We start from the raw sequence: 22166 nt of genomic DNA, 5'->3' as shown, positions 1-22166 counted from the left end.
CCGATGATGATGTGCCTTGGAACCTTCGTTTTCTCCCTGCGTGACGGCGCCTACGAGCAGCTGGTACGCAACCTGTCCTGGCGTCACGCCCGCACCGAGCGCGTGGGCGCTCGGGCGGCGTCGCAGTTCGTAGGCGTGGGTGAGGACACCGTCGAACTGAGCGGCCTGATCGCACCGCCGCTGACCGGCGAGTTTTCCTCGCTGGTCACCCTGCAGGAGATGGCCGACACGGGCCAGCCTTGGGCGCTGGTGGGGGGCGACGGCACTGTGCTGGGGGCATACACCATCGCCATCCTCAAGCAGACGCACAGCGTCTTCTTCCCAGATGGCACACCGCGCAAGGTCGAGTTCCAGCTCAACTTGGAGCGGGTGCCCGATGAGGCCATGGCCGAGGATCAAGCATGAGCAGCCGCACCGGCTACCCGGTTCCCGCCTGGCGCGTCACCCTCGACGGCAAGGATCTGACCGACCGCATTGCCCCCCGCCTGATCGAGCTGACCCTCAAGGAATGCCGCAGCGGCGAGGCGGACCAGCTGGATCTGCGGATCCACGACCATGACGGCCGCATGGCGCTGCCTCGCAAGGGCGTCACGCTAACCGTGGCGCTGGGCTGGCGCGATGCCGGCCTGATCGACAAAGGATCCTTCGTGGTCGATGAGGTCGAGCACAGCGGCCCGCCCGACGTCATCACGATCCGCGCCCGCAGCGCCGAGCTGACCAAGACGATGCGCACGCGGCGGGATCGCAGCTGGCACGACACCACGGTCGGTGCGGTGATCGGTGCCATTGCCGGCGAGCACAGCCTGCGCGCGCGCGTGGCGCCCGATCTGGCCGGCCTGGCACTGGACCACCTGGACCAATCCAACGAGAGCGACGTGGCGCTGCTGACGCGGCTGGGCAAGCGCTTCGACGCGGTGGCCACGATCAAGGCCGGCAACCTGGTGTTTTCCCCCATCGACAGCGGCACCACGCCCGACGGCATCGAGTTGCCCCGTGCCTCGATCACCCGCGCCGATGGCGACAGCCACCGTTTCAGCGAGGCCGAGCGCGACACCTACAGCGGTGTGCGCGCGTACTGGAACGACAAGAAGGGCGCCCGCCGCAAGGCAGTGCTGGTGGGCACGTCGACCAACGCCAAGAACCTGCGCGAGACCTACGACAGCGAGAAGACCGCGCGGGAGCATGCCGACGCCGAATGGAAGCGCGTGCAGCGCGGCGCGGCCAAGATGGATTACTCGCTCGCCCTGGGGCGAGCGGATCTGTACCCGGAGCAGCGGATCGACGTGTCCGGGTTCAAGACCGAGATCGACGGGCGCACCTGGTTGATCGCCGAGACGACCCACAGCATCACCGGCAGCAGCGGCTTCACCACCACGCTAGTGCTGGAAACATCGTCACAGACCACCAGGGAATAGGAGGGCTTGAGTTTCTCTGCTAAAGGCACGAACTGCTGCGGAAACTGCGCCAGACGTTAGGCCGTCAACGGCCATGTACGCCACGCTTAGGAAGACCGTTATAACGGCAACGCGAACGAAGATCAGAACATCAAGCTGGTGTTCGACGCGAACATGCAGCTCGCGAAATGCCTGACGGTGCGGTGCGGAGACCGTCTCTGGCTGAGAAGCGAGGTCGGCCTCCCGCAGAGCTATCTCACGCCCGATGGCTTTCACGGAATTCTTCTGATTCGCTATCAACATCCACATTAGTGCGACAAATATGGAAATTCCTATCAGCACAGAAATACTCTTAAAGGGAGCGTCGTAACTGATAGACGCCCCCGCAACCAGAAGCGCCGCCGGCAGAGCCAATAGCTGATTCTGGATATCTGAGAACGACTTATTCAATCTCAAGGAGTCATCCAAATTTTGCTTTGAGATCTCTTTGGCGACGCTGGCAGCCGTAAACTTAGACAACAACAGTGAGTACGATGCGCGAACATTCCGCGCATAGTTTGAGAACCCAAGAACAAGCTGCTTGATTGTCAGCTCACCCGAGCCGGCTGCCAGATCAGCAAGCGCGTCTCTGGCTATGGCGTACTTCTCAGCACGATGAAAATCACTATCGATGTACTCAGCCGTAAATGCATCCAACTCTGGAAGAGCGCGAAGATCGTCGATACCGTAATCGAGCGTTACTTTAAAGCGAGCGTCGGGCCGAACGATGAAATGAAGGCAGAGCCCACCGTGAGTTGGGTAGTCCGCCAAACCTTCAAGCATGTTGCAGAGTTTGACTACGTGAAAGTACGCGACTACCGATTCAGGTGCCTCTTCCCTTAACCCGTGATATGTGTACTCAATATCGTCCAAGGTGAAGTGGGGTGGAACGCCGGTTAAATTGGCCTTCTGCGAAACCAGCATTCGATCGAGGCCGCTGTAGACAGCACCTCGTTCCGAGACGAAGTCAATTCGCCTTGAGGACTCATCTGACTCCAAGAGAAAGTTGCCATCAACAGCATTCAGGCAGCGCAGAGCCTCAGCAAAATCGTACCGGGCGGGAAGCCGACCGAAAGAGACCAACTTGTCTAGCGGGTGCTGCCGCACATCCTCCAGCTCCTTACGGAGCCAGAGCACTGCGTCATGCGAATTTTCAAGCTCCCGGGGTTGCATTTGCCTTTACTTCTGCCTTGAGCGAGTCGCTAGGATTGTGAATTAGCAGTGCATTCTGATTTTCATCGAAGGTGACGCGCTTCTCAGCAACGTCCTCAATATCGAATGATACCGAGATAGTGCCCATCTTCCCCTGAACCCGTTTCAATGACTTGTACACCGATTGGTCCGGCTTGAAACCATGGCTGAATTGGAACTTGTGCGCTTCCTTTCCAGTTGTTACAAAGTCGACGAACTTCTCAGGCTCAATGTCATCTACAGCAACTGCGATTGCGGCAAGAACCACCTCTTCCTTACTTTTGGCAAAGCATTCGTGCAACTTGCCTCTGACTTCCTTCCAGCGCTCCTGCCGATCTTCGTCAGACAAGCCCTCGATCTGGAGGACATAAGTCTGCGCCGCTTCAATGACTTGCTTTGTGTGATGGCGGCCACTTGTGTAGTCGTCGCACGCTAGAGCCTTGCGGAAGTACGCAGTCACTTCATCGGCGCCGCGACCTTTAATGAACGTTAGATACGGTACCGTCCCTGCGTCCCACCGGCTGAGATTCACCTTGGCCGCTTCGTGAAGCTTGTCGGTATCGATGACCAGGGTGGGGGTAAGGTCAAGGTTGTCATCGTCGATGCCAGCCCCCTCTCTGAGCTTGAGCATGGTGACAAGCAAGAACTTCTCGCCACCTACTTCATAGCTCACGATGAAAGCATGACCACCGGTCGAGAGTGGCGCTCCCTCCATCTCACCCATGATGATGGTTACTGCTTTCTTCGAGAATTCTTCGAAATCCAACTCACCTGAGCGATGTTCCTTCACTCTCACCGGGAATCGATGAAGATCTTCATTCTCACCGAAGGTGCCCGTGCTGTTCCCCTTCCTACTAAACAGGTGCAACGTTTGGGCGCAGACGCTTGTCAGCGTATCGTCGGCTGGCAAGAGACCCTCGCGCCAGTGGACTGACACACTACCCTCTCCCGACGTGTGTTGCTGCTTTTTCAGATGATGAATTACTGCCGCTTTGATTTCCATTCTTCCCCCTGTAGTCCTTAACCCGCCTATAGGCAGGCGGAGCTTATCGCATGTGAGGGATTGTGTGGGAAGCTACGACCGTCAGAATTCCGCCGAACGCTTCCGTTGCGTGAGTCGAGTTAACGCCGTGACCTGTGGCGGATGTCCAGACACTTCTTCCGACCGCGTTGCTGATTAAACCCGCCAACGTTTCTGCAGCCTGCCGCGATCAGGCTCATTCCTGCCCGCACTGCGACTGGGGTCAGATACTTGGCAGCAGTCCCGCCAGCGAGGAACAGCAGCGCATGCAGCGCGTGCGTGCTGGGCGTAGACCCTCCTGTCGGCAGCGCCAGCCATGCCTGCCAGATGGCGATGGTCAGCAGCGCCGTCGCCAGCGGCGCACTGCCTGCGCGTCGCCGGTCGTCGTCTTTGGCCTGCTGCCGATCCGCCGCGATGGGGCACGTCATCTCGACGTGCCCCGTGAACACCTGCCCGATGGTTGCACCCTCGAACACCGTGGTACTGCCGCACCGGCAACCTGCCGGCATTCCTTCATCCGTACTGCCACACCGCATAGTCCTTCACACTCCAATTGCGCAGTCATGCGCCCCCTGTTGGAGGGAAGTAAACCGGGTCCAGCTCGGAATAAAAGTTAGCGGGCAGGCTTCTTTGTTCTGCCGCTGCCCTTCACAACCAGCTTCTGATCTCGCAGATCCACATCGCCGCTGAACTGCTGGCCGATGGTGGCGTCGTTGAACTGCGTGCGCGGGGCTGCACCCAAGGTGCTGGCGTGGGACACACCGCCGGTCAATGCCGTCATCGCGGCGGCGCGGGCGGGAGCCGGGGCAGCGCGCCAGGCGTCGAGCAGTTCGGCATCAGCGGGGGCGAGGCGTTCGTGCTTGCCGACCAATACATATGCAACATCTATGCCCAAATCGTGGGCCAGTGCCAGGTAGGCAGCGCTCGCGCCAACCTCGTCCTTTTCGTAGTGGATCTGCGTGCGCTTGGTAACGCCACAAGCCATGCCCATGGCCTCTTGGCTCAGGCGCAGTCGATTCCTTTCTTCCTTCAGCCGGTCGCCCACACTCACGCTCAAATCTCCTTGACAGGTGAATGATCTTTCACCAACATTGGTGAAAGATGTTTCACTAATACAGCATTCAGCTTTTACACAGGGGAAACGGAATGGCGGCACAACGGACTGGTGTACAGAAGCTGCGCACGCCGGAGGAAGCCCGACAGTTCCTTCGCGACAACGGCATCACCGTCGTGGAGTTTGCGAGGCAGAACGGCCTGGACCGCCATGCGGTCAACGATGCGCTTCGCGGCGTCGGCAAAGGCAACTTCGGCAAGTCTCACCAGGCGGCCATTGCACTCGGCATCAAGCGCGATCCGGATTCTTGCACAAAACCCGCCAATTCCCGACAGAAACCCACACCGGGTGCCAAGTCGGGCAAAGCCGGTACCGCCAAGTCGGGGAGCAAGAAACGGTAATGAGCGCTTCGACCAGCAGCCGCGCAACGTTCTCCTGTGAAGCCTGCGATACGCCGTTGCTCAAACGCACCAGCCGTCTGCAGCACCGCCATCTGCGTTCGGATGTGTGGGTGTGTCAGAACCCGCTGTGCGGCGCGACCTACGCCGGCAATTCCGAACTGACCAGCATCGCCAGCCCGAGCGGCATGCCCGACGCGCCGGCATCTGAGTTGCCGCCGACGCCTAGCTACACCAGGGCGCTGCTGCAGATGCAGTGGAAGCTGGAACATGGATCCAGGCAGCTGGACATGCTCGATGCAATCGAGTTTGTCGAGGCCTCTCGGATCGATGCCGGCGGCGAAGCGCGACCGCACCAGGCGGCTTCGCCCTAACGCCCTACCACACCCTTTCCCACCTGCTGGTCTGTCGGCTATGCCGACGGCGATGGACTGCTGCGCATGAACGTTCTGGCATCGAAAACAATTTCCCACACTTTCCCTCATTTCCCCTTGACTTCCATGGGGAGGGAGAGCAGAGTTCGCCGCAAGGAGCTTAGAAACTCCGAGGATACAGCGGCACCCGCGCCCGACAGCATCGCGGTTTTTTTGCGCCTGCATTTCGTGCGCTCCGACGACTTTCTGCGTCGGGAGGCGACAGCTATACAACACCCGCAAGGGGAAGGCTGTCGGCCGGTCTGTATCCCGGTTTCTAACCTCCCGACATCCTCGTTGGGGCGCGTAGAAACGTCTCTTCGAGGCCAATCCTCGGATACAGGAGACGTCTCCATGTCGGATGACACCCCTTCCACGCCCGGCCCCAGCTCCGCGCGTCAGATCTCGCTCGTTTTCGGCTTCATCGCCGACACCCTTGAATGGCCCCATGCCGACTACCAGGCGCTGATTGTGCGTCTGGAAGCCACCGGCAAGCCTGCGCTGTTCATCACCCTCGATGACGTCCTGTCGGCCTACACGGCCCAGCAGAAGGCGCGCAGCGGCAATGCCGCCGGCCAGAAGGGGACGCACTGATGGCCGCTACGCCCCCGCCCCTGCCGGTCGCGCTTCGACCTGTGATCGAACTGGCAACGCCGGTTCCGGGCATCGCCCTGCGCTGCTCCTTCGACCAGAAGCACATGCTGTACGTCGCGCTGGTACACCTCGCCAGCAATGCAGCGCTGACCGTATCAGCGCACACCAGCAGCACCATCCGCGTTGCGGCGACTCACAGCCTGCAGTGCGGCTCGATGGTGTACCTGCTGGCTGCCGGCGAAGCCGAGCGATTCCTCACCTGGCTCCGCAACGGCGGCAGCACCCCGAACGGAGTGAACTGATGGACAAGGACAATCGCGGCCCTCTGCCGCCTCCCGCCCGCAACCCGGCCCCGCCGCTGCCACCGGGCCTGACTGCCAAGGGCGAGTACAGCCAGGTCGTCACCGGCGACGACTACGACCGCCTCTGGCGAATCGCCTATGCGGTGGAGCTGCTGGCGGCACTGCCGGCGGAGGCGGCCAAGGTGCTGGGCATCACGGCGGACCACACCCATGCCGTCGCCGAGTACATCTCCGAAGACCTGCGCGGGATCCTCTCCCGCTCCAAGCCGGCGGACGAATAGAACACACGGCCCAGGGCGGCGCACCACCGCTGCCTTGGGCCGGCAGGAGAGAACCATGCACCACCTGGCACCGCCGCCCCGCTTCTTCTAGACCGACCGCACCACACATCCCCAGCGGCGCACCACCGCCGCCGGGGATGCCAGGAGAGAACCATGCACTACCACCACGCCGCTGCTGCGGCTCGACAGGGCTGATTCGGCATGCAGGAAGAGATCCGCCAGCAGGTTCTGTCGCGCATCGAGCGCGACTACGGCCTCAAGCACCGCAATGGCACGCCCTACATGCGCGGGGGCAAGTGCCCCCACTGCAGCAAGAAGGAGCTGTACACCAGCTACGAAAAGCCATGGGTACTACGCTGCGGCCGACAGGCCAAGTGCGGGCAGGAAGTGCGTGTGCGTGACCTGTACGACGATCTGTTCGACGACTATTCCAAGGCCAATCCGCAGACCGCCGCAGCGCCGAATGCCGCCGCTGATGCCTACCTGGCCACCGGCCGAGGCTTCAACGTCAAGGCGCTGAAAGGCCTGTACACGCAGGAGGATTACTACGACCGTGCCAAGCGAGAAGGCACCGCCACCGTTCGATTCCCCCTGGTCAAAGGCGGCTGGTGGGAGCGGCTGATCGACCGGCCGCACCGGTTCGGGAAGATGAAGGCACGCTTCGCCCCCGGCGAGAGCTACGCCGGTGTGTGGTGGGGTGCCGCCGCGATGGACCAGCTGCGTACCGCGCGCCAGGTGTGGATTGTGGAGGGGATCTTTGACGCCATCGCGCTGCTGCAGCGCGGTGTCTGCGCCGTCGCGGCTATGTCCAGCAATGCCTACCCCGAGCTGTCGCTCAAGGAACTGCGCGACGCTCGGCCCAACGACCTGCCCACCCTGGTGTGGGGCTTGGACAACGAGCCGAGCGCCCGCGCGTACACCATCAAGCACGTCCGCCGCGCGGAGAAGCTCGGCTTCACATGCAAGGCGGCGCAGATCGAACAGCCGGGCGACAGGAAGACCGACTGGAATGACCTGCACCTGCGCGCCCAGGCGGCGGAGGACGGCGATGCGGTCTGGCAGGCGGACGTGGATCTGGCCCTGCACAACGGCGCGTTGCTGCTGGCCAAGACGGCAATGGAAAAGGGCTTGATCATCTACGGGCGCGAGCAGCGCACGCAGTTCCACATGGACCACCGCAACCGGCTCTACTGGTTTGAGTTCGACCCGGTGCGGTTTGACAAGGCGTGCCGCGAGCAGGCCACCCGCAAGGAAGACGCCGAGGAAGACCTGGACGAAGAGACGTTGGAGAAGATCCGCCGCGGCTGCTGCAACGTGCGGGAGATCGCCAACTGCTTCCCCAAGGCTCTGTACTACCAGCGCAACGAAGTCACCGACGACGCCTGGTACTACTTCCGCGTGGAGTTCCCTCACGACGGTGCAGCAGCCACCGGCACATTCACGTCGTCGCAGGCACTCAACGCGCCGTCGTTCCGCGACCGCCTTGGCCATATTGCGCGTGGTGCCATCTTCGACGGCACCGCCGGCCAGCTGCTGCAGATCATGAAGATCCAGTTGGACAACATCAAAGAGGTCCACACGGTCGATTTCGTGGGCTACACCCCCGATCACCAGGCGTACATCTTTGGCGACCTGGCTGTGCGCCACGGCGAGATTGCCCAGGCCAACGCCGAGGACTACTTCGACTTCAAGAAGCTGCGCATCAAGACCACCCAGCGCTCCATCCGCATGGACATTCAGCGCGACCACGAAAGCTACCGCAAGGAATGGCTGCAGTGGATGTGGACCTGCTTTGGCACCAACGGCATGGTCGCCCTGGTGTTCTGGTTTGGCTCGCTGTTCGCCAATCAGATCCGCAGCACGCACAAGTCCTTCCCGTTCTTGGAGGCTACCGGTGAGGCCGGTGCCGGCAAGACCACGCTGCTGACCTTCCTGTGGAAGCTGCTTGCGCGCAGCGATTACGAGGGCTTTGACCCGGCCAAGTCATCCAAGGCCGGCCGCGCCCGCGCCATGGGCCAGACCTCGGGTATGCCGGTGGTACTGCTGGAAGGTGACCGCGACACGCCGGATGGCGCGCACTCCAAGTCGTTTGAGTGGGATGAATTGAAGGACTACTACGGCGGCGGCACCCTCGCCACCCGTGGTGTGCGCAACGGCGGCAACGAGACCTACGAGCCGCCCTTCAGGGGAACGATTGTCATCAGCCAGAACGCGGCCGTGAGTGCCAGCGAGGCGATCATGACCCGTATCGTCAAGCTGCACTTCCGTAAGCCACACGCCACCACAGAGAGCCGCCAGGCGGCAGACAACCTCAACGCCCTGCAGGTCGAGGATCTGAGCTACTTCCTGATCAAAGCCTTGCGCGCCGAGGCACAGGTGTTGGAAAAGTTCGGCGAGCGCGTGCGCTTCTACGAGGCGAAGCTGCGCGAGAACAAGGATCTGCGCATGGAGCGCCTGATCAAGAACCACTCCCAGATGCTGGCGCTGCTCGATGGCCTGCGCCTGGTGGTGGACATCCCCAAGGAGATGGTCGAGGAAACGCGGCAGAAGCTGGTGAGAATGGCCTTGGAGCGCCAGTCGGCGATCAGCGCGGACCATCCCCTGGTCAATGAGTTCTGGGAAACCTACGAGTACCTGGAAAGCACCGGTAACGGCGAACGGCCGGTCCTCAACCACTCGCGGGATCCGCAGCGCATTGCCATCAACCTCAACGAGTTCGTGGCCAAGGCGGCGTACCACAGCCAGCCGGTCCCGGATCTCAAAAAGCTGCGCGACTTCCTGCGTGATTCGCGGCGCTACAAGCTGTTGGACGCCAATCTCACGGTCAACAGCTGCATCAAGACCAACACGGCCGGAGCAGGCGTAGCCGTTCGCTGTTGGGTGTTCCAGAAGTAAGCAAGAAAGCGGCCCGGCGGGCAGAGCACCACCTCTTACCCCAAGGCCATCCACCAACGAAGTTCAGGAGAGAACCATGCACGACATGATCGGCAACACCGACCACACCAGGGCAAATACGCAGGTTTCCGGCACCGGACCAGGGGCGAAGGCTATCACGGGTGACGGACTGTGTGGATTTGCCCCCGCCCCCGCCAAGGGCTGCAGCGCAACCCTGACGATGCACATCACCCACAACCAGGTAATCGTCACCGCCCAGCTGGATATGGGTGGCCACAAGACCGCACAGCGCGTGCTCGAGCGCCGCCGGGGCAGCAAGGCCGGTTGGGTGCTGACCGGGGGATCCGAGGTGTTCGCTGTCGATGGGGACTGGATCTCCACCGAGCTGGCCGCCCTGGCCGACCGCCTGCCCTTCCCGTTTGCCGTGGCCAACATGCTGCCGAGCGCCAAGGCCAGCCACAGCGCCGTGGCCGCTGCCGCTCAGGAGGTGGCCCATGGGTAAGCCCAACGCCCATCGTGGCCCGCAGCGGGGCGCCCAGGCCGTCTCGCGCGTCGTTTACGGCCCGCATCGTAGCGGAAAGACCACCCACGGAAAGGCCATCGCCGATCACCTGGGCCTGGAACATGTTCGGGATCTGGATGACGTCCAGTTCAGTGGTGACCGGCTGCAGCGTCGCGGCCACCTGTACCTGGCCGTCGACCAGGGCTACGCGCAGCGAGCCGCCGATTTGATCGGGAGCGAGCTGCTGCCCATCGGCAGAGCGCTGGCCATGATCGGTGCCGGCAGAAAGGGGGTGGCCCGTGCTTGAGCTGATCCTTCTCTGTCTCGCCCCGGCCGCCGGCGGCGCTGCCCTGCACAAGCTGTGGATCACCCGCCCGGCTCGCCAACGCCGCAGCGGCACGGCCGTGGGCCAGATCCCGCAGCAGATCCGCCGCCGCGTTCAGATGGCTGTCCGCCGGGGTGGAACGCGTGGATAAGCACACCTACCACGACAGGAATCGCAGCTGCCCAGACTGCAATTACATGGGCGACCTCAGCTTCGTAGAAGTACCACCGAGCATCCGCACATACAGCGCCAACGGTGAGACCTACTCCGACCACTTCGGCGCCACGCGGGACTACGAGTGCCGCAACTGCGGGGCCGCCTTCACGCTTACCGATTGGGAGGATGCCCGTGGCTGAGGTATTTGAGATTCGCCACGCTGGCCTGTTCGCTGGCTTGGGCGCGGGTGCGCGTGGCTTCAATCAGGCACGCCCGGACATCGGGGCCGCGCGAGCCACGTTCCGCTGCATTGGTGGTATCGATGTCGACCCTGCTGCGGTAGCAGACTTCGGGCACCTGGCTGGCGTGCCCGGCACGGTTCTGGATCTGTTCTCGTTGCAGCAGTACCGCGCTTTCTGGGGCTGCAACCCGCCTCCGGGCTGGCGCGAGGCGGGCACGGCCGACGTGCACCGCGCATTCGGCCATGAGCAGCCTCACGTTGTGTTCCTGTCTGCCCCTTGCAAGGGTTTCTCCGGCCTTATGTCGGAGAGCAAGAGCAAGACCGCCAAGTACCAGGCGCTGAACGAGCTGACCCTGCGCGGGATCTGGCTCACACTGGAGGCCTACAAGGACGATCCGGTCGAGGTGCTGCTGTTTGAGAACGTGCCGCGCATCGCTACGCGTGGCCGACACTTGCTGGACCAGATCACGGCGCTGCTCCGCGCCTACGGGTATGTGGTGAGCGAAACCACGCACGACTGCGGTGAGCTGGGCGGCCTGGCACAGAGCCGGAAGCGCTTCCTGCTTGTTGCACGCCATGCCGAGAAGGTTCCGCCGTTCTTGTACGAGCCTGCCAAGCGCCCGCTGCAGGCCGTGGGGACGATCCTCAGCCGTATGCCCCTCGCCGGCGACGTGGAAAGCGCCGGCCCTATGCACCGCGTACCGTCTCTGCAGTGGAAGACCTGGGTACGCCTGGCGTTCGTCGAGGCGGGCAGCGACTGGCGCAGCTTGAACCGCCTCGCGGTGGAGGAAGGTGTGCTGCGCGACTACCTGATCGTGCCTGAGAGCCGCGATGGCTTCCTTGGCATCCGCAGCTGGGAAGATCCCAGCGGCACCGTGGCAGGGAAGAGTGGGCCTACCAACGGCGCTTTCAGCGTTGCAGATCCGCGTGCTGCCGCAAACGCCGCTCAGTACCAGCAGTACGGCGTCATGCAGATGAACGACACCGCCGGCGCGGTCATCGGTGTGAAGTCTCCTGGACAGGGCACGTTCTCCGTCGCAGATCCGAGGCACGATTGGTCTGACAGTGCCCATTCCAGCAAGTACCGCATCGTTCCCTTCGATCGGTCTGCAGGAACGGTGACAGGATCGGATCGCGTTGGTAGCGGTGCGGCTTGCGTTGCAGACCCACGCTCGCATGGTGGCTTCCGAGGCGCTGGCAAGTATCCGATTGCCTCCTTTGACTCCCCGTCGCGGACGGTCATTGCTCGTAGCGACACTGGTCACGGTGCCTACGCCGTCGCAGATCCTCGCCCGGCGAATCAGCGCCAGCAGGGAGACGCGTACCTGACCAATGGGCACTACGGCGTCGTGGCCTGGAACGCCAACAGCGGGGCTGTCAGCGCCGCCGCTGGCCATGACAACGGAAAGTGGTCAGTGGCCGACCCGCGCCTGCCTGACGCTCGCAAGAACCTGGTGTGCGTCATCCGCAGCACGGACAACACCTGGCACCGGCCGTTCACCACCTTGGAGCTGGCCGCGCTGCAGTCGCTGGTCGACCCGGAAGAGAAGTTGGAACTCGACGGCCTGAGCGACCAGGCATGGCGCGAGCGGATCGGCAACGCGGTGCCGCCGGCAGCTGCTCGCGCCATCGCGGAAGAGATCGGCCGCACTCTGCTGCTGGCATGGACCGGGCAGACCTTTGCCCTGTCGAGTACGCCGATCTGGGTGCGTGACGTTGCCATCGCCATGGCCCTGCCCGGGGAGGTGCGCCAGTGACCCAGCAGCAGAAAGATCCACCGCGTGCACTGCCGGCATGCCCCAACGGCCACCCTGCCAGGTACATCGTGGACTGCCGGCGGATTGAGGCGCGGGGTGGCCACTTCATCGAATGCCGTTGTAGCCGAACGACGAAGCATCCGTCGTTCGACCTGGCATGGGCCAACTGGCACAAGCAGCACAGCCTGCATCCCGCTGCCGTCGTTACGGATGAGGAGCGGCCGAACAACGTGGTGCAGATGCCGCTGTTCGCTGGATCGAGGGGATAGCTGTGGCGCAGATCCTGCACTTCACCGATCTACAACGGATCTGCGCCCCTGACGGCCCGCCCCCCTCCCCGGCAACGGTGGAGCGGTGGGCGGGGAATCAAGGGATTCTGTATAAGTACGACCGTCGCGGCCGCATCTGGACTACTACAGACGCGGTCAACGTCGCCCTGGGCTTGCCGGCAGCATCGGCACAGCCCCCTGAAATGGCACTGCTGGACTTGGTCTGATGACACGCGGTAGGAAAAGGAAATTCAACCCGGAGATCCCTGGTCACATCGACCAGGGATCGTTGCCGCGCGGCCTGTATTGGGAGGATGGCCGTTGGTATGTGCTGGATCCCCATCCCGAGGGTGTCGGTCGCATCAAGACCACGGTGGCCAACGGGAAGGTCAGACTGTCGGACCTCCACGCCATCATGGAAGGCCGCGGCGGTGGCAGCGTGCGCGGCTCGCTCGATCACCTGACGGAGATCTTCAAGAAGGCAAGCGAGTACCTGGACCTGTCTGCCAAGTCACAGCAGGGCTACGACTACTGCGCTGCGAAAGCCTGTGGTTATGTGCTTCGCGACGGCCGCAAACTTGGCCAGCAGCGCATCGAGCATCTGTCGGTGCCGGTGCTGCAGCGCGTTGTCGAAACGATGGCCACAGGTCGACCGGCCATCGGCAAGGTGCCGGCGATCATCCCGACGCCGGCAGCTGCCAATCGCGTGGCCAGCTACCTGCGGCGGCTGTTCGCCTGGGGCATCCGTCACGGTCACTGTGCCGCCAACCCCGCTGACGGAATTCGCAAGGTTCGGGAGAAGCGTGATGCACGCATGCCGGACCATGATTCGTTTGAGGCGGTGCTGCGCTACGCCCGAGCGCGTGCGGCACTCAAGGCCCACACCGCCGGCAGCTGCCCGCCCTATCTGCCTGCCGTCATGGTGCTGGCGTATGCCGTGCGACTGCGCGGCATCGAGGTGGACACGCTCACCGACGCCAACCTGCTACGCGAAGGCATCCGCAGCAATCGCCGCAAGGGTTCCCGCGATAACGTCACGAAGTGGACGAAGGAGTTGCGCGACGCCGTCAGGTGGCTGCAGGCGTACAGGCAAGAGCGGATGGCCGCCCATGGCCGGCCCACGCCGATCAACCCGGAACAGCGGCGCCTGATCGTCACAGAGTCGGGAACACCCCTGAGCAAGTCGGCTCTGGACAGCGCCTGGCAGCGGTTGATTCGGCGCGCCATGGCCGACGGCATCATCGACCAGGAGAGCCGCTTCGCACTTCACGGTCTGAAACATCGAGGCATCACCGACAGCGAGGACAAGGCATCCGGTGGCCACGTGACCGAGGCCATGCGGCAGCTGTACGACCACTCTGTGCCGGTGGTCAAAGCAGCCGTGAAACCAAAGAAAGACCGTTAATTTTCCCGGTAATTTTCCCGGTAGAAGCAAAAAGGCCAGCGCAGTGCGCTGGCCTTCTTCATTGAAACCCCTTGATTCAAGGCGTTTCGGCGATTCTTCTGTGGTGCCGCTTATCCGAATCGAACGGATGACCTACTGTTTACAAGACAGTTGCTCTACCAACTGAGCTAAAGCGGCATGGGTGACGCACCGGCGGCAGCGCCGCAGTCGGGGGATTCTAGCGCAGTCGCGCGCATTCCAGCGACTGTTGCCGGGCGGCGCCGCTGCGCTGCTGTACCTGCGCAGGCTGTGCGGTGCCGGCCAGCTGCCCGTCCAGCCACCACTGGCCGGCATCACCGCTGGCTACCAGGCGCGGCTGGAAGCCGGCGGCCTGCACCGCAGCGATACGCCGCTCGGCGCCTTCGCGGTTGCGGTACTGGCCCAGCGCCACGGCGTTGGCGTCCTCACCCTGGCTGATGATGTAGTAGTCGCCCAGGCCCGCAGCGACGATGCGCTTGACCGTGGCCTGCGCCTCTTCGCGGCTGGCGGCGGCCGGCAGCAGCACGCGGTAGCGGGCACTGCCGCTGGCGGCCGGCTGCTCGCGCAGGCGCGCCTGGCTGAGCAGTGCGCCGGCCCGGCCCTGCGCTGCGCTGGCGGCGGCACGATCGGCGAACGGACCCAACGCGATGCAGCGCGGCGGCTCGCTGGCGGCAGGCGCCTGCGCGACCGGCGGTGCGACCGGCGCCGGCGCTGGCGTCGGGCTGGAGGTTGCTTCCGCAGCCGGCGCCTTGGCCGGCTCGGCTTGCGGCGTGGCCGGCGCGACAGGGGCAGGAGTGGACGCCACGGCGGTCGCCGCTGCGGGGTCGCGCTCCACCAGTGCTGGCGCCGGTGCCTCCGACGATGCCTGCGCGGCCACCGCCGCATCGGTGCCGCCGGGCACCCAGCGCAGTTCCGCCACGCCGGCGGGCCGCGGTGGCGGCGCAGGCTTCTGCGGCGCATCGCGCAGCAGCCACCAGCAGGCAACGCCAAGATTGAGGATGGCCAGAACGACGATCAGGGCACGGGTGAGCATGCGCGGATACTAGCCTGCGGGCTGGTGCACCGCCCAGCGGGCGAGGCCATCCAGCACCAGCGAGGGGTGATAGTCGGCGCCGTCCAGCAGTGGCATCAGCGCGGGCGCGCCGCCACCGTGCACCAGCAGCGACGGCATCACACCCAGCAGTGCCTGCGCCTGCTGCGCGCTGCGCTCGACCAGCGCCACCGCGGCACCATCGCAACCGGAGGCGAGTGCATCGGCGGTGTCATTGGCAAACTCGCTGTAATCGCCGCCACTGGCGGGCAGCTGCACGGCGCGCGCGTGCAGTGCTTCGCGCATGGTGGTGGGTGATGCGGCGATGCGGCCGCCGTGATGCTGGCCACGGGCATCGAGCAGGTCGATGGTCAGCGCCGTGCCCACGCCCACCACCAGCACCGGGCGCTGCGCCTTGGCGGCGGCCAGCAGGGCAAGGAAGCGATCCACGCCGAACTTCTCCGGGCGCGCGTAGGCGATGCGCACGCCTGCGCATTCGGCGCTGGTGCGCACCACATGCACCTGGTCGAAGCGCCGCTGCAGCTGGTCCAGCATGGCGCTGGTCAGCGAAGGTGCGGCCACGCTGGCGACGAACGCCGTCGCGCCGCTGGGCAGGCTGTGCGGCGGCTGCCCGGCCATGCCTTCGGCGCCATGCGCCCAGGCCTGTACGTCGCCCGCGCGATCCCCCTGCAACGGCGCGAACTTGAAGCGCGAATTGCCAAGATCGAACAACCAGTCGCTCATGCCGCCCTCACCGTGACTTCGCCGGCATGCAGGCGGCGCTCGCAGCCGTCGATGCTCACGCGCAGCGCGCCGTCATCGGCCAGGCCCAGTGCGGTGCCGTGCTGCCACTGCCCCTCCAGCTCGACGCGTACCTCGCGGCCGGCCAGCATGTCGAAGGCGGCGTAGCGCGGCAGGAACGGGGCCAGCCCTTCGCGGTCGAATTCCTCCAGCGCCGGCAGCAGCCGTGCAAGCACGGCGGCGACAACGATGTTGCGGTCGACCGGCGCGCCGGCCAGTGTGTCCAGATCCACCCAGGGCTGGGTGATCTGCTCGGCGAACGAGGGCGGCATGTGCGTGTTGATGCCGATGCCGATCACCGCGCGAGCCGGACCGGCGTATTCGCCGCCGCCCTCGGCGAGCAGGCCGACCAGCTTGCGACGGCCATCGACGATCAGATCATTCGGCCACTTCAGCTGCGCCTGGGTGAAACCCAGATCGTGCAGCGCTTCGGCCACGGCGATGCCGGCAACCAGGCTCAGCCCCGCCAGCCGGCCAAGGCCCCCGGAGAACAGGCGCAGTACCGACAGATAGACATGGGCCGCCAGCGGCGAGGCCCAGGTGCGGCCGCGCCGCCCCCGTCCGCCGGTCTGGCGTTCGGCCAGCAGGACGCTGACCCCGCGCTGGGGCGCGCTGCACCGCAGCAATTCGGCATTGGTGGAATCCACCGTCCAGGCCACCTGCAGGTCATGCAGCAGGGACAGGGCATCGGCCGGCAGGGCGGCACGGATGGTCGCCGGGTCCAGCAGCTCGACCGGGCGGGTCAGGCCGTAACCCTCGCCGGCACGGCCCTCGATATCGACACCTGCGGCCCTAAGCCCTTGAATGCGCTTCCAAATTGCCGCCCGGGTCTGGCCCAGCTCACGGGCCAGGGCGTCGCCGGACAGGCGACCGGCAGCGAGTTTGGCCAGCAATTGGCGATCGTCCACGGCAGCTTCCACGAAGTCAGGACGGAATTATGCGGGAAAGCCGCCAGCGACGCCCGCCACGGGGCCGGCGGCGGGCTTCCAATCCGGTGCCGGGTTCGGGCTAGAATCGGGAACTCACCTTCCCTTAACGTGGATGTCGTCAATGCGCCGTTATGCCCATTGCCTGATCCTGCTGACGATGCCCTTCGCGGCGTCGGCCACAGCAGCACTGGATGACAGCCGCGGCGCCTGTGTGTCCTCCAACGGCGATGCCGCCTCGCAGCGCGCACCGACGGCATCGACCACCACGGCCAAGCCTGCTCCGGCACGCCCGGCGGCCAGCAGCGCCACCAGCACCGGCGGTGGCGGCAGCGATGAGGACATGCTGCAGCGGCTGCGTGCGCCGAAGTGGCACAGCTACCTGCCTGGAATGTTCCGCTGATCAAGTCGTTGCTGCAGTGGCTGCGGCCCGCACCGCGGCCGATCGAAGACGCATACTGGGATGAGGCCTGCCGCCGTGCGGCATGGCTGCAGGGGCTTTCCGACGAACGACGCGCCCGGCTGCGCACGCTGGCGGCGCGCTTCCTGCATGAGAAGACCATCACCCCGATCGGCAACCTGCAGCTGCAGGCCGCCGACGGCGTGCTGCTGGCGGCCCTGTGCTGCCTGCCACTGCTCGAGTTCGGCGAGGTGGGGCTGCAGGGCTGGTCGCAGCTGATCGTGTACCCCGACGCATTCCGCGTGCATCGCAGCCACATGGATGCGGCGGGCGTGCTGCACGAATGGGACGACGAGCTGATCGGCGAATCGTGGGACAGCGGGCCGTTGATCCTGTCCTGGGCCGACGTGCAGGCCGATCTGGCCGCACCGCACGAGGGCTACTGCGTGGCCGTGCACGAGATGGTGCACAAGCTCGATGCGCTTGACGGCGCGATGGACGGCACACCGCCGCTGCCGCGTGCGTGGCAGCGTGAGTGGGCTGCTGTCTTCCAGCAGTCCTACGATGCGTTCTGCGCGCAGGTGGATGCCGGCCAGGAGACGCTGATCGACCCGTATGCCGCCGAAGCACCGGAGGAGTTCTTCGCGGTCGCCAGCGAGTACCACTTCTCCGCCCCGGACGTGCTGGCCGAAGCGCTGCCCGATGTTGCCGCACATCTGCGGCGCTTCTATGGTGAACCGCCGGCGCGGGGTGGCTGAGCCATGTCATCGGTTCGCCGGGCGTGGCCCGGCGCTGCCTGCATTCGCGTTGACCGGTGGATCGAAGCAGGCCCGCCCTACGGGCCCGGCGGCAGACGCACTTCGAAGCGGGCGCCTTCCAGTTCGCTGGAACGGCCGACCGCCAGTTCGCCGCGGTAATCCTTGATCAGGTCCTGCACGATCGACAGGCCGATGCCGTGGCCCTGCACGCGTTCGTCGCCACGTACGCCACGCTGCAGCACCTTGCCGATATCGTCCGGCGCGATGCCCGGGCCGTCGTCGTCCACGGCCAGCAGCAGGCCGGCGCGGCGTGCATTCGGTGCCGGCAGGGGCTGCGCGGTCAGCAGGACACGGCGCTTGGCCCACTTGAAGGCGTTTTCCAGCAGATTGCCCAGCAGTTCCTGCAGGTCACCCGGCTCGCCATGGAAGCGCGCGGCCGGATCGATGTCGAACTCGCACAGCACGCCCTTGGCCGCATAGACCTTTTCCAGGCCCCGCACGATCTCTTCGGCGTTGGACTCGATCGGCAACGGTGCGGAGAACAGCTTGTGGCCCGACGACGCAGCGCGCGCCAGCTGATAGGACACCAGGTTGTTCATGCGTTGCAGCTGCACGTCCAGCTCTTCGCGCAGCGCGCCATCACCGGCACCGCTGTCCATCTGCGTGCGCAGCACCGCGATCGGCGTTTTCAGGCTGTGCGCAAGATCCGCCAGGGTGTTGCGCTGGCGTTCGAGGTTCTCGCGCTCACTCTCGATGAAGGCATTGATGCTGTCGGTCAGCGGTTCCAGCTCGCGCGGGTGGCGCTCGCTCATGCGCTCGGTCTCGCCGCGCTGCACCTTGGTCAGCTCGGTGATCACGCGACGCAGCGGACGCAGGCTCCACTGCAGGATGACCGTCTGCAGCAGCAGCAGGATCAGGCCGATGCCACCCAGGTAGAACCAGACACGGCTGCGGAACACCCGCAGCTGCGCACCGAGCGCGCGCGAGTCTTCCATCACGTAGATGGTGTACGGGAACTCGGTGGCGGGATCGGCATCGGCGTCCCACACCAGGCCCAGGCCGTAGCGGTACACCGAGCCCTGGCTGCCGTCGATCTGGATCATCGGCAGCGGGCCTTCGAACACCTCCTGGCGTGGCGCAAGCAGTCCGCCGCCGACGGTGGGCAGCATTGGGCCTTCGGCCGACATCGAATTGCCCTTGCCGTCCGGCATCACCACCTGCAGGTAGAGACCGCTGCCGGGCACGTCGAAGCGCGGGTCCGGTGGCTGCTCGCGGATGTACAGCGAACGATCGCGGGTGAAGTCGATGCCGGCCGCATAGGCGGTGGCGTAGTTCTTCAGGCGCTCACGCAGGTTGGCCTTCGCCGTATCGGCGAAGGCGGCGTCGAGCGCGTAACCAGCCAGGGCCAGGAACGCGACCAGGCCCACGGACGCGGCGAACAGCTGGCGCGCCTGCAGAGAGCGCGGCCGCCAGCGTCGGAAGAACCACAGACGGCCGGACATCGTGCAATCGCCAGGGTGAGCCGGCTCAGCCCTCGTTGCGCGGGATCGCGAAACGGTAGCCGCGGCCGCGCACGGTCTCGATCGGCTTCAGCTCGCCGTCCGGGTCCAGCTTCTTGCGCAGGCGGCCGATGAACACTTCCAGCACGTTCGAGTCGCGGTCGAAGTCCTGCTGGTAGATGTGCTCGGTGAGGTCGGCCTTGGAGACCAGTTCACCGGCATGCATCATCAGGTACTCCAGCACCTTGTACTCGTAGCTGGTCAGGTCGACATTGCTGCCGGAGACGCTGACCGTCTGCGCGGCGAGATCCAGTGCGACCGGGCCGCATTCCAGCGTCGGCTTGCTCCAGCCGGCGGCGCGGCGCAGCAGCGCGTTGACGCGGGCCAGCAGCTCTTCGACGTGGAACGGCTTGACCAGGTAATCGTCGGCGCCCTGCTTCAGGCCCTCGACCTTGTCCTGCCAGCTCGACCGCGCGGTCAGGATCAGCACCGGGAACTTCTTGCCCTCGTCACGCAGCGCCTTGATCAGCTCCATGCCCGACATCTTGGGCAGGCCGAGGTCGATGATGCCGACGTCGAACGGGACTTCGCGCCCCATGTAGAGGCCTTCCTCGCCGTCCTGCGCAGCATCGACGGCAAAGCCTTCGCGCTTGAGCCGGGCTGCCAGGGTCTCACGCAGCGGGGCTTCGTCTTCGACCAGAAGGATACGCATGAACTCTCCCTAGTGTCCTGGGTGTGGCCCGGAGGCCAGTGGGGTACGGGTTGATAGCGACAACTATCCCTGTTCAGGGGTTATCGCCGCGTAGTGAAGACATATCCGACCGCGGCGTGCGCGGCTGTGAACGCGACGGGGCGGGGTCGTCCATGTAGCGGACCCGGCCCCGGTCGTCCATGTACTTGACCCGATTGATGTCACGACCATCGAACGGCACCCGTTCGGCGCCCAGGATGTGGCCACCGGTGGTGCGCTGCACGCGGCGCACGGCATCGGACAGCGAGCGCTCGTCGCCACGGCCACCCCGCTCGCTCCGCTCCATCATCTCCGCCCGGCCGTGTTCCGCACGCGGGGGCTGCTGTGCCATTGCCGACGACAGCGGCGCAGCCGCCAGCACCACGCAGGTGGCCAGGGCAATGCGGCAATGGAGGGGAGCGGAAGACATCGATGCGATCCTAGCCGAGCACGGCGATTCGTTCAAAAGTCGTAAATCCGGGAACCGGGTGCGGGACCCGGTCTTTACAATTCCTTTGCAAATTCTTGGTTTGGGGCAGTGAATCCGATCTGAACTTTTCCGGGCGAACCGCAGGCTTGTTCATCTAAGTGAACATTCGGGACGAATCGGCCGGCGTTGTCAAGTCAGGAATGTGACGGACGTCACGCAGCGGCACGGTCAGCGTCGCGCTCGGTGACGGCAAGGGCCTGTTCGACCAATGTCCAGTCGGCGCCTGGACGGTGCGCACCCTCGCTCAATACCTGGCGGAACGCGCGCCCACCGGGCTGCCCATGGAACAGGCCGAGCAGGTGACGGGTGATGTGCTTCAGGGCCATGCCCTCGCCCAGACGGGCCTCGACATACGGGCGCAGCGCGCGCAGCAGGTCCGCGCGCGACCGCAGCGGCGTACCGGTGTGCAGCGCTTCCAGCTGATGCAGCAGATAGGGATCGTGGTACGCGGCCCGGCCCAGCATCACGCCATCGACATGGCCGGCCTGGGCCTGCACGGCTTCCATGCTGGCCAGGCCACCGTTGAGCACCACCGGCAGCGCAGGCCGCTCCTGCTTCAGGCGGTAGGCCCAGTCGTACTTCAGCGGCGGAACCTCACGGTTCTCCTTGGGCGACAGGCCCTTCAGCCAGGCATTGCGCGCGTGCACCACCACCATTGCTGCACCGGCAGCGACCTGGCGATCGACGAAGCTGGCGAACGCCTCGTACTCGTTGTCCTCATCCACGCCCAGACGGCACTTCACGGTCACCGGGATGTCGACCGCATCGACCATCGCGGCCACGCATTCGGCCACCAGCACCGGCTCGCGCATCAGGCAGGCACCGAAGCGGCCGGCCTGCACGCGATCGGACGGGCAGCCGCAGTTGAGGTTGACCTCGTCGTAGCCCCAGTCCGCGGCGATGCGCGCGGCCTGCGCCAGCAGGGCCGGATCGCTGCCACCCAGCTGCAGGGCCAGCGGCTGTTCGCTGCGGTCGAAGCCGAGCAGGCGCTCGCGGTCACCATGGATGACCGCGTTGGCGTGCACCATCTCCGTGTACAGCCGCGCCCCGGGAGCCAGCACGCGGTGGAACACGCGGCAATGGCGGTCCGTCCAGTCCATCATCGGGGCGACGGACAGGCGCAGGGAATCGGCGTAACGGGCGGTGGCGGACGTCATCGGAGCGTTGATCGTGGAGACTGGCATTGCCAGTGAGATCAATAGTTTACACCGGGTGGCTGAATGCGCCCGGTCAGCCGCGCGGCGAGCGCCGGTTGGGCCCGGTTCCGGCTGGCGGCC

26 protein-coding genes and 1 tRNA gene are annotated in these 22166 nt (G+C 65.0%); 15 read left to right on the top strand and 12 right to left on the bottom strand.

What is annotated here, in order from left to right:
• Positions 1-3: 3 nt before the first annotated feature.
• Together N5J29_RS05735 and N5J29_RS05730 are read left to right on the top strand one after the other, a co-directional pair.
• The gene (locus N5J29_RS05735) at positions 4-405 is read left to right on the top strand and encodes a phage tail protein (RefSeq protein WP_279924161.1); all 402 of its coding nucleotides are present in this window, start codon (positions 4-6) and stop codon (positions 403-405) included.
• A complete protein-coding gene (locus N5J29_RS05730) occupies positions 402-1415 on the top strand; it encodes a phage late control D family protein (RefSeq protein WP_279924159.1) in 1014 nt (337 codons plus the stop codon). Before N5J29_RS05735 ends, N5J29_RS05730 begins: the two co-directional genes overlap by 4 nt.
• Here the strand turns inward: N5J29_RS05730 and N5J29_RS05725 are convergent.
• From N5J29_RS05725 to N5J29_RS05710, 4 genes are all read right to left on the bottom strand, one after another.
• Positions 1395-2606: a hypothetical protein gene (locus tag N5J29_RS05725; RefSeq protein WP_279924157.1), complete on the bottom strand. Its 1212-nt coding sequence runs from the start codon at positions 2604-2606 to the stop codon at positions 1395-1397. The two genes, N5J29_RS05730 and N5J29_RS05725, sit on opposite strands and share 21 nt — an antisense overlap.
• The gene (locus tag N5J29_RS05720; RefSeq protein ID WP_279924155.1) at positions 2587-3627 is read right to left on the bottom strand and encodes a nucleoid-associated protein; all 1041 of its coding nucleotides are present in this window, start codon (positions 3625-3627) and stop codon (positions 2587-2589) included. The genes N5J29_RS05725 and N5J29_RS05720 overlap by 20 nt, the downstream gene beginning before the upstream one ends.
• Positions 3628-3746: 119 nt before the next feature.
• Entirely contained in the window at positions 3747-4121 is a 375-nt protein-coding gene (locus tag N5J29_RS05715; protein ID WP_279924153.1) for a hypothetical protein, read from the bottom strand.
• Between the two features lie 137 nt (positions 4122-4258).
• A complete protein-coding gene (locus N5J29_RS05710) occupies positions 4259-4696 on the bottom strand; it encodes a helix-turn-helix domain-containing protein (protein WP_279924151.1) in 438 nt (145 codons plus the stop codon).
• Between the two features lie 95 nt (positions 4697-4791).
• On the opposite strand from N5J29_RS05710, the gene N5J29_RS05705 reads away from it, so the two are divergent.
• From N5J29_RS05705 to N5J29_RS05655, 11 genes are all read left to right on the top strand, one after another.
• Entirely contained in the window at positions 4792-5100 is a 309-nt protein-coding gene (locus N5J29_RS05705) for a DNA-binding protein (RefSeq protein WP_279924149.1), read from the top strand.
• Entirely contained in the window at positions 5100-5471 is a 372-nt protein-coding gene (locus tag N5J29_RS05700; RefSeq protein WP_279924147.1) for an ogr/Delta-like zinc finger family protein, read from the top strand. The genes N5J29_RS05705 and N5J29_RS05700 overlap by 1 nt, the downstream gene beginning before the upstream one ends.
• A 393-nt stretch (positions 5472-5864) precedes the next feature.
• Positions 5865-6104: a hypothetical protein gene (locus N5J29_RS05695; RefSeq protein ID WP_279924145.1), complete on the top strand. Its 240-nt coding sequence runs from the start codon at positions 5865-5867 to the stop codon at positions 6102-6104.
• Entirely contained in the window at positions 6104-6406 is a 303-nt protein-coding gene (locus N5J29_RS05690; protein WP_279924143.1) for a hypothetical protein, read from the top strand. The genes N5J29_RS05695 and N5J29_RS05690 overlap by 1 nt, the downstream gene beginning before the upstream one ends.
• Positions 6406-6687, top strand: coding sequence for a hypothetical protein (locus tag N5J29_RS05685; RefSeq protein WP_197616332.1), 282 nt, complete (start codon positions 6406-6408; stop codon positions 6685-6687). The genes N5J29_RS05690 and N5J29_RS05685 overlap by 1 nt, the downstream gene beginning before the upstream one ends.
• Positions 6688-6888: 201 nt before the next feature.
• Positions 6889-9582 carry a toprim domain-containing protein gene (locus N5J29_RS05680; RefSeq protein ID WP_279924139.1) on the top strand — a complete coding sequence of 898 codons (2694 nt, stop codon included), beginning with the start codon at positions 6889-6891 and terminating at the stop codon, positions 9580-9582.
• Between the two features lie 76 nt (positions 9583-9658).
• Positions 9659-10084: a hypothetical protein gene (locus N5J29_RS05675; protein WP_279924138.1), complete on the top strand. Its 426-nt coding sequence runs from the start codon at positions 9659-9661 to the stop codon at positions 10082-10084.
• Positions 10077-10391, top strand: a complete 315-nt coding sequence (locus N5J29_RS05670) for a hypothetical protein (RefSeq protein ID WP_279924137.1) — start codon at positions 10077-10079, stop codon at positions 10389-10391. Before N5J29_RS05675 ends, N5J29_RS05670 begins: the two co-directional genes overlap by 8 nt.
• A gap of 366 nt (positions 10392-10757) precedes the next feature.
• Positions 10758-12563: a DNA cytosine methyltransferase gene (locus tag N5J29_RS05665; protein ID WP_279924136.1), complete on the top strand. Its 1806-nt coding sequence runs from the start codon at positions 10758-10760 to the stop codon at positions 12561-12563.
• A gap of 271 nt (positions 12564-12834) precedes the next feature.
• Positions 12835-13059 (top strand): hypothetical protein, encoded by a 225-nt coding sequence (locus N5J29_RS05660; RefSeq protein ID WP_279924135.1) that lies wholly within the window; start codon positions 12835-12837, stop codon positions 13057-13059.
• Positions 13059-14237, top strand: coding sequence for an integrase (locus tag N5J29_RS05655; RefSeq protein ID WP_279924133.1), 1179 nt, complete (start codon positions 13059-13061; stop codon positions 14235-14237). Before N5J29_RS05660 ends, N5J29_RS05655 begins: the two co-directional genes overlap by 1 nt.
• A 101-nt stretch (positions 14238-14338) precedes the next feature.
• On the opposite strand, the gene N5J29_RS05650 is transcribed toward N5J29_RS05655, so the two are convergent.
• The 4 genes from N5J29_RS05650 to birA all read right to left on the bottom strand — a co-directional run bounded on the left by N5J29_RS05650 (position 14339) and on the right by birA (position 16994).
• Positions 14339-14414: transfer RNA gene (locus tag N5J29_RS05650), tRNA-Thr, on the bottom strand.
• Positions 14415-14454: 40 nt separating this feature from the next.
• On the bottom strand, positions 14455-15288 hold the full coding sequence (locus N5J29_RS05645) for an SPOR domain-containing protein (RefSeq protein WP_164151210.1): 834 nt from the start codon (positions 15286-15288) through the stop codon (positions 14455-14457).
• A 9-nt stretch (positions 15289-15297) separates the two neighbouring features.
• Positions 15298-16029, bottom strand: coding sequence for a type III pantothenate kinase (locus tag N5J29_RS05640; RefSeq protein ID WP_074902219.1), 732 nt, complete (start codon positions 16027-16029; stop codon positions 15298-15300).
• A complete protein-coding gene (gene birA, locus N5J29_RS05635; protein WP_053520153.1) occupies positions 16026-16994 on the bottom strand; it encodes a bifunctional biotin--[acetyl-CoA-carboxylase] ligase/biotin operon repressor BirA in 969 nt (322 codons plus the stop codon). Before birA ends, N5J29_RS05640 begins: the two co-directional genes overlap by 4 nt.
• Before the next feature lie 142 nt (positions 16995-17136).
• On the opposite strand from birA, the gene N5J29_RS05630 reads away from it, so the two are divergent.
• Positions 17137-17415, top strand: coding sequence for a hypothetical protein (locus tag N5J29_RS05630; protein WP_053520154.1), 279 nt, complete (start codon positions 17137-17139; stop codon positions 17413-17415).
• Positions 17382-18170, top strand: coding sequence for a M90 family metallopeptidase (locus N5J29_RS05625; RefSeq protein ID WP_180876901.1), 789 nt, complete (start codon positions 17382-17384; stop codon positions 18168-18170). Before N5J29_RS05630 ends, N5J29_RS05625 begins: the two co-directional genes overlap by 34 nt.
• Positions 18171-18247: 77 nt before the next feature.
• Here N5J29_RS05625 and N5J29_RS05620 read toward each other — a convergent pair whose 3' ends face one another.
• The 4 genes from N5J29_RS05620 to dusA all read right to left on the bottom strand — a co-directional run bounded on the left by N5J29_RS05620 (position 18248) and on the right by dusA (position 22073).
• Positions 18248-19672 (bottom strand): sensor histidine kinase, encoded by a 1425-nt coding sequence (locus tag N5J29_RS05620; protein WP_065174201.1) that lies wholly within the window; start codon positions 19670-19672, stop codon positions 18248-18250.
• A gap of 25 nt (positions 19673-19697) precedes the next feature.
• Positions 19698-20381 carry a response regulator transcription factor gene (locus N5J29_RS05615; protein ID WP_053520384.1) on the bottom strand — a complete coding sequence of 228 codons (684 nt, stop codon included), beginning with the start codon at positions 20379-20381 and terminating at the stop codon, positions 19698-19700.
• A gap of 73 nt (positions 20382-20454) precedes the next feature.
• Positions 20455-20829, bottom strand: coding sequence for a hypothetical protein (locus N5J29_RS05610; protein ID WP_053520383.1), 375 nt, complete (start codon positions 20827-20829; stop codon positions 20455-20457).
• A gap of 212 nt (positions 20830-21041) precedes the next feature.
• Positions 21042-22073, bottom strand: coding sequence for a tRNA dihydrouridine(20/20a) synthase DusA (gene dusA, locus N5J29_RS05605; protein WP_065182031.1), 1032 nt, complete (start codon positions 22071-22073; stop codon positions 21042-21044).
• Positions 22074-22166: the final 93 nt, after the last annotated feature.

It is taken from the genome of Stenotrophomonas sp. GD03680, from assembly GCF_029844625.1.
Taxonomy (GTDB): domain Bacteria; phylum Pseudomonadota; class Gammaproteobacteria; order Xanthomonadales; family Xanthomonadaceae; genus Stenotrophomonas; species Stenotrophomonas maltophilia_P.
Note: the sequence above shows the minus strand (reverse complement) of the source record. Positions and strands in the feature narration are given on the sequence as shown.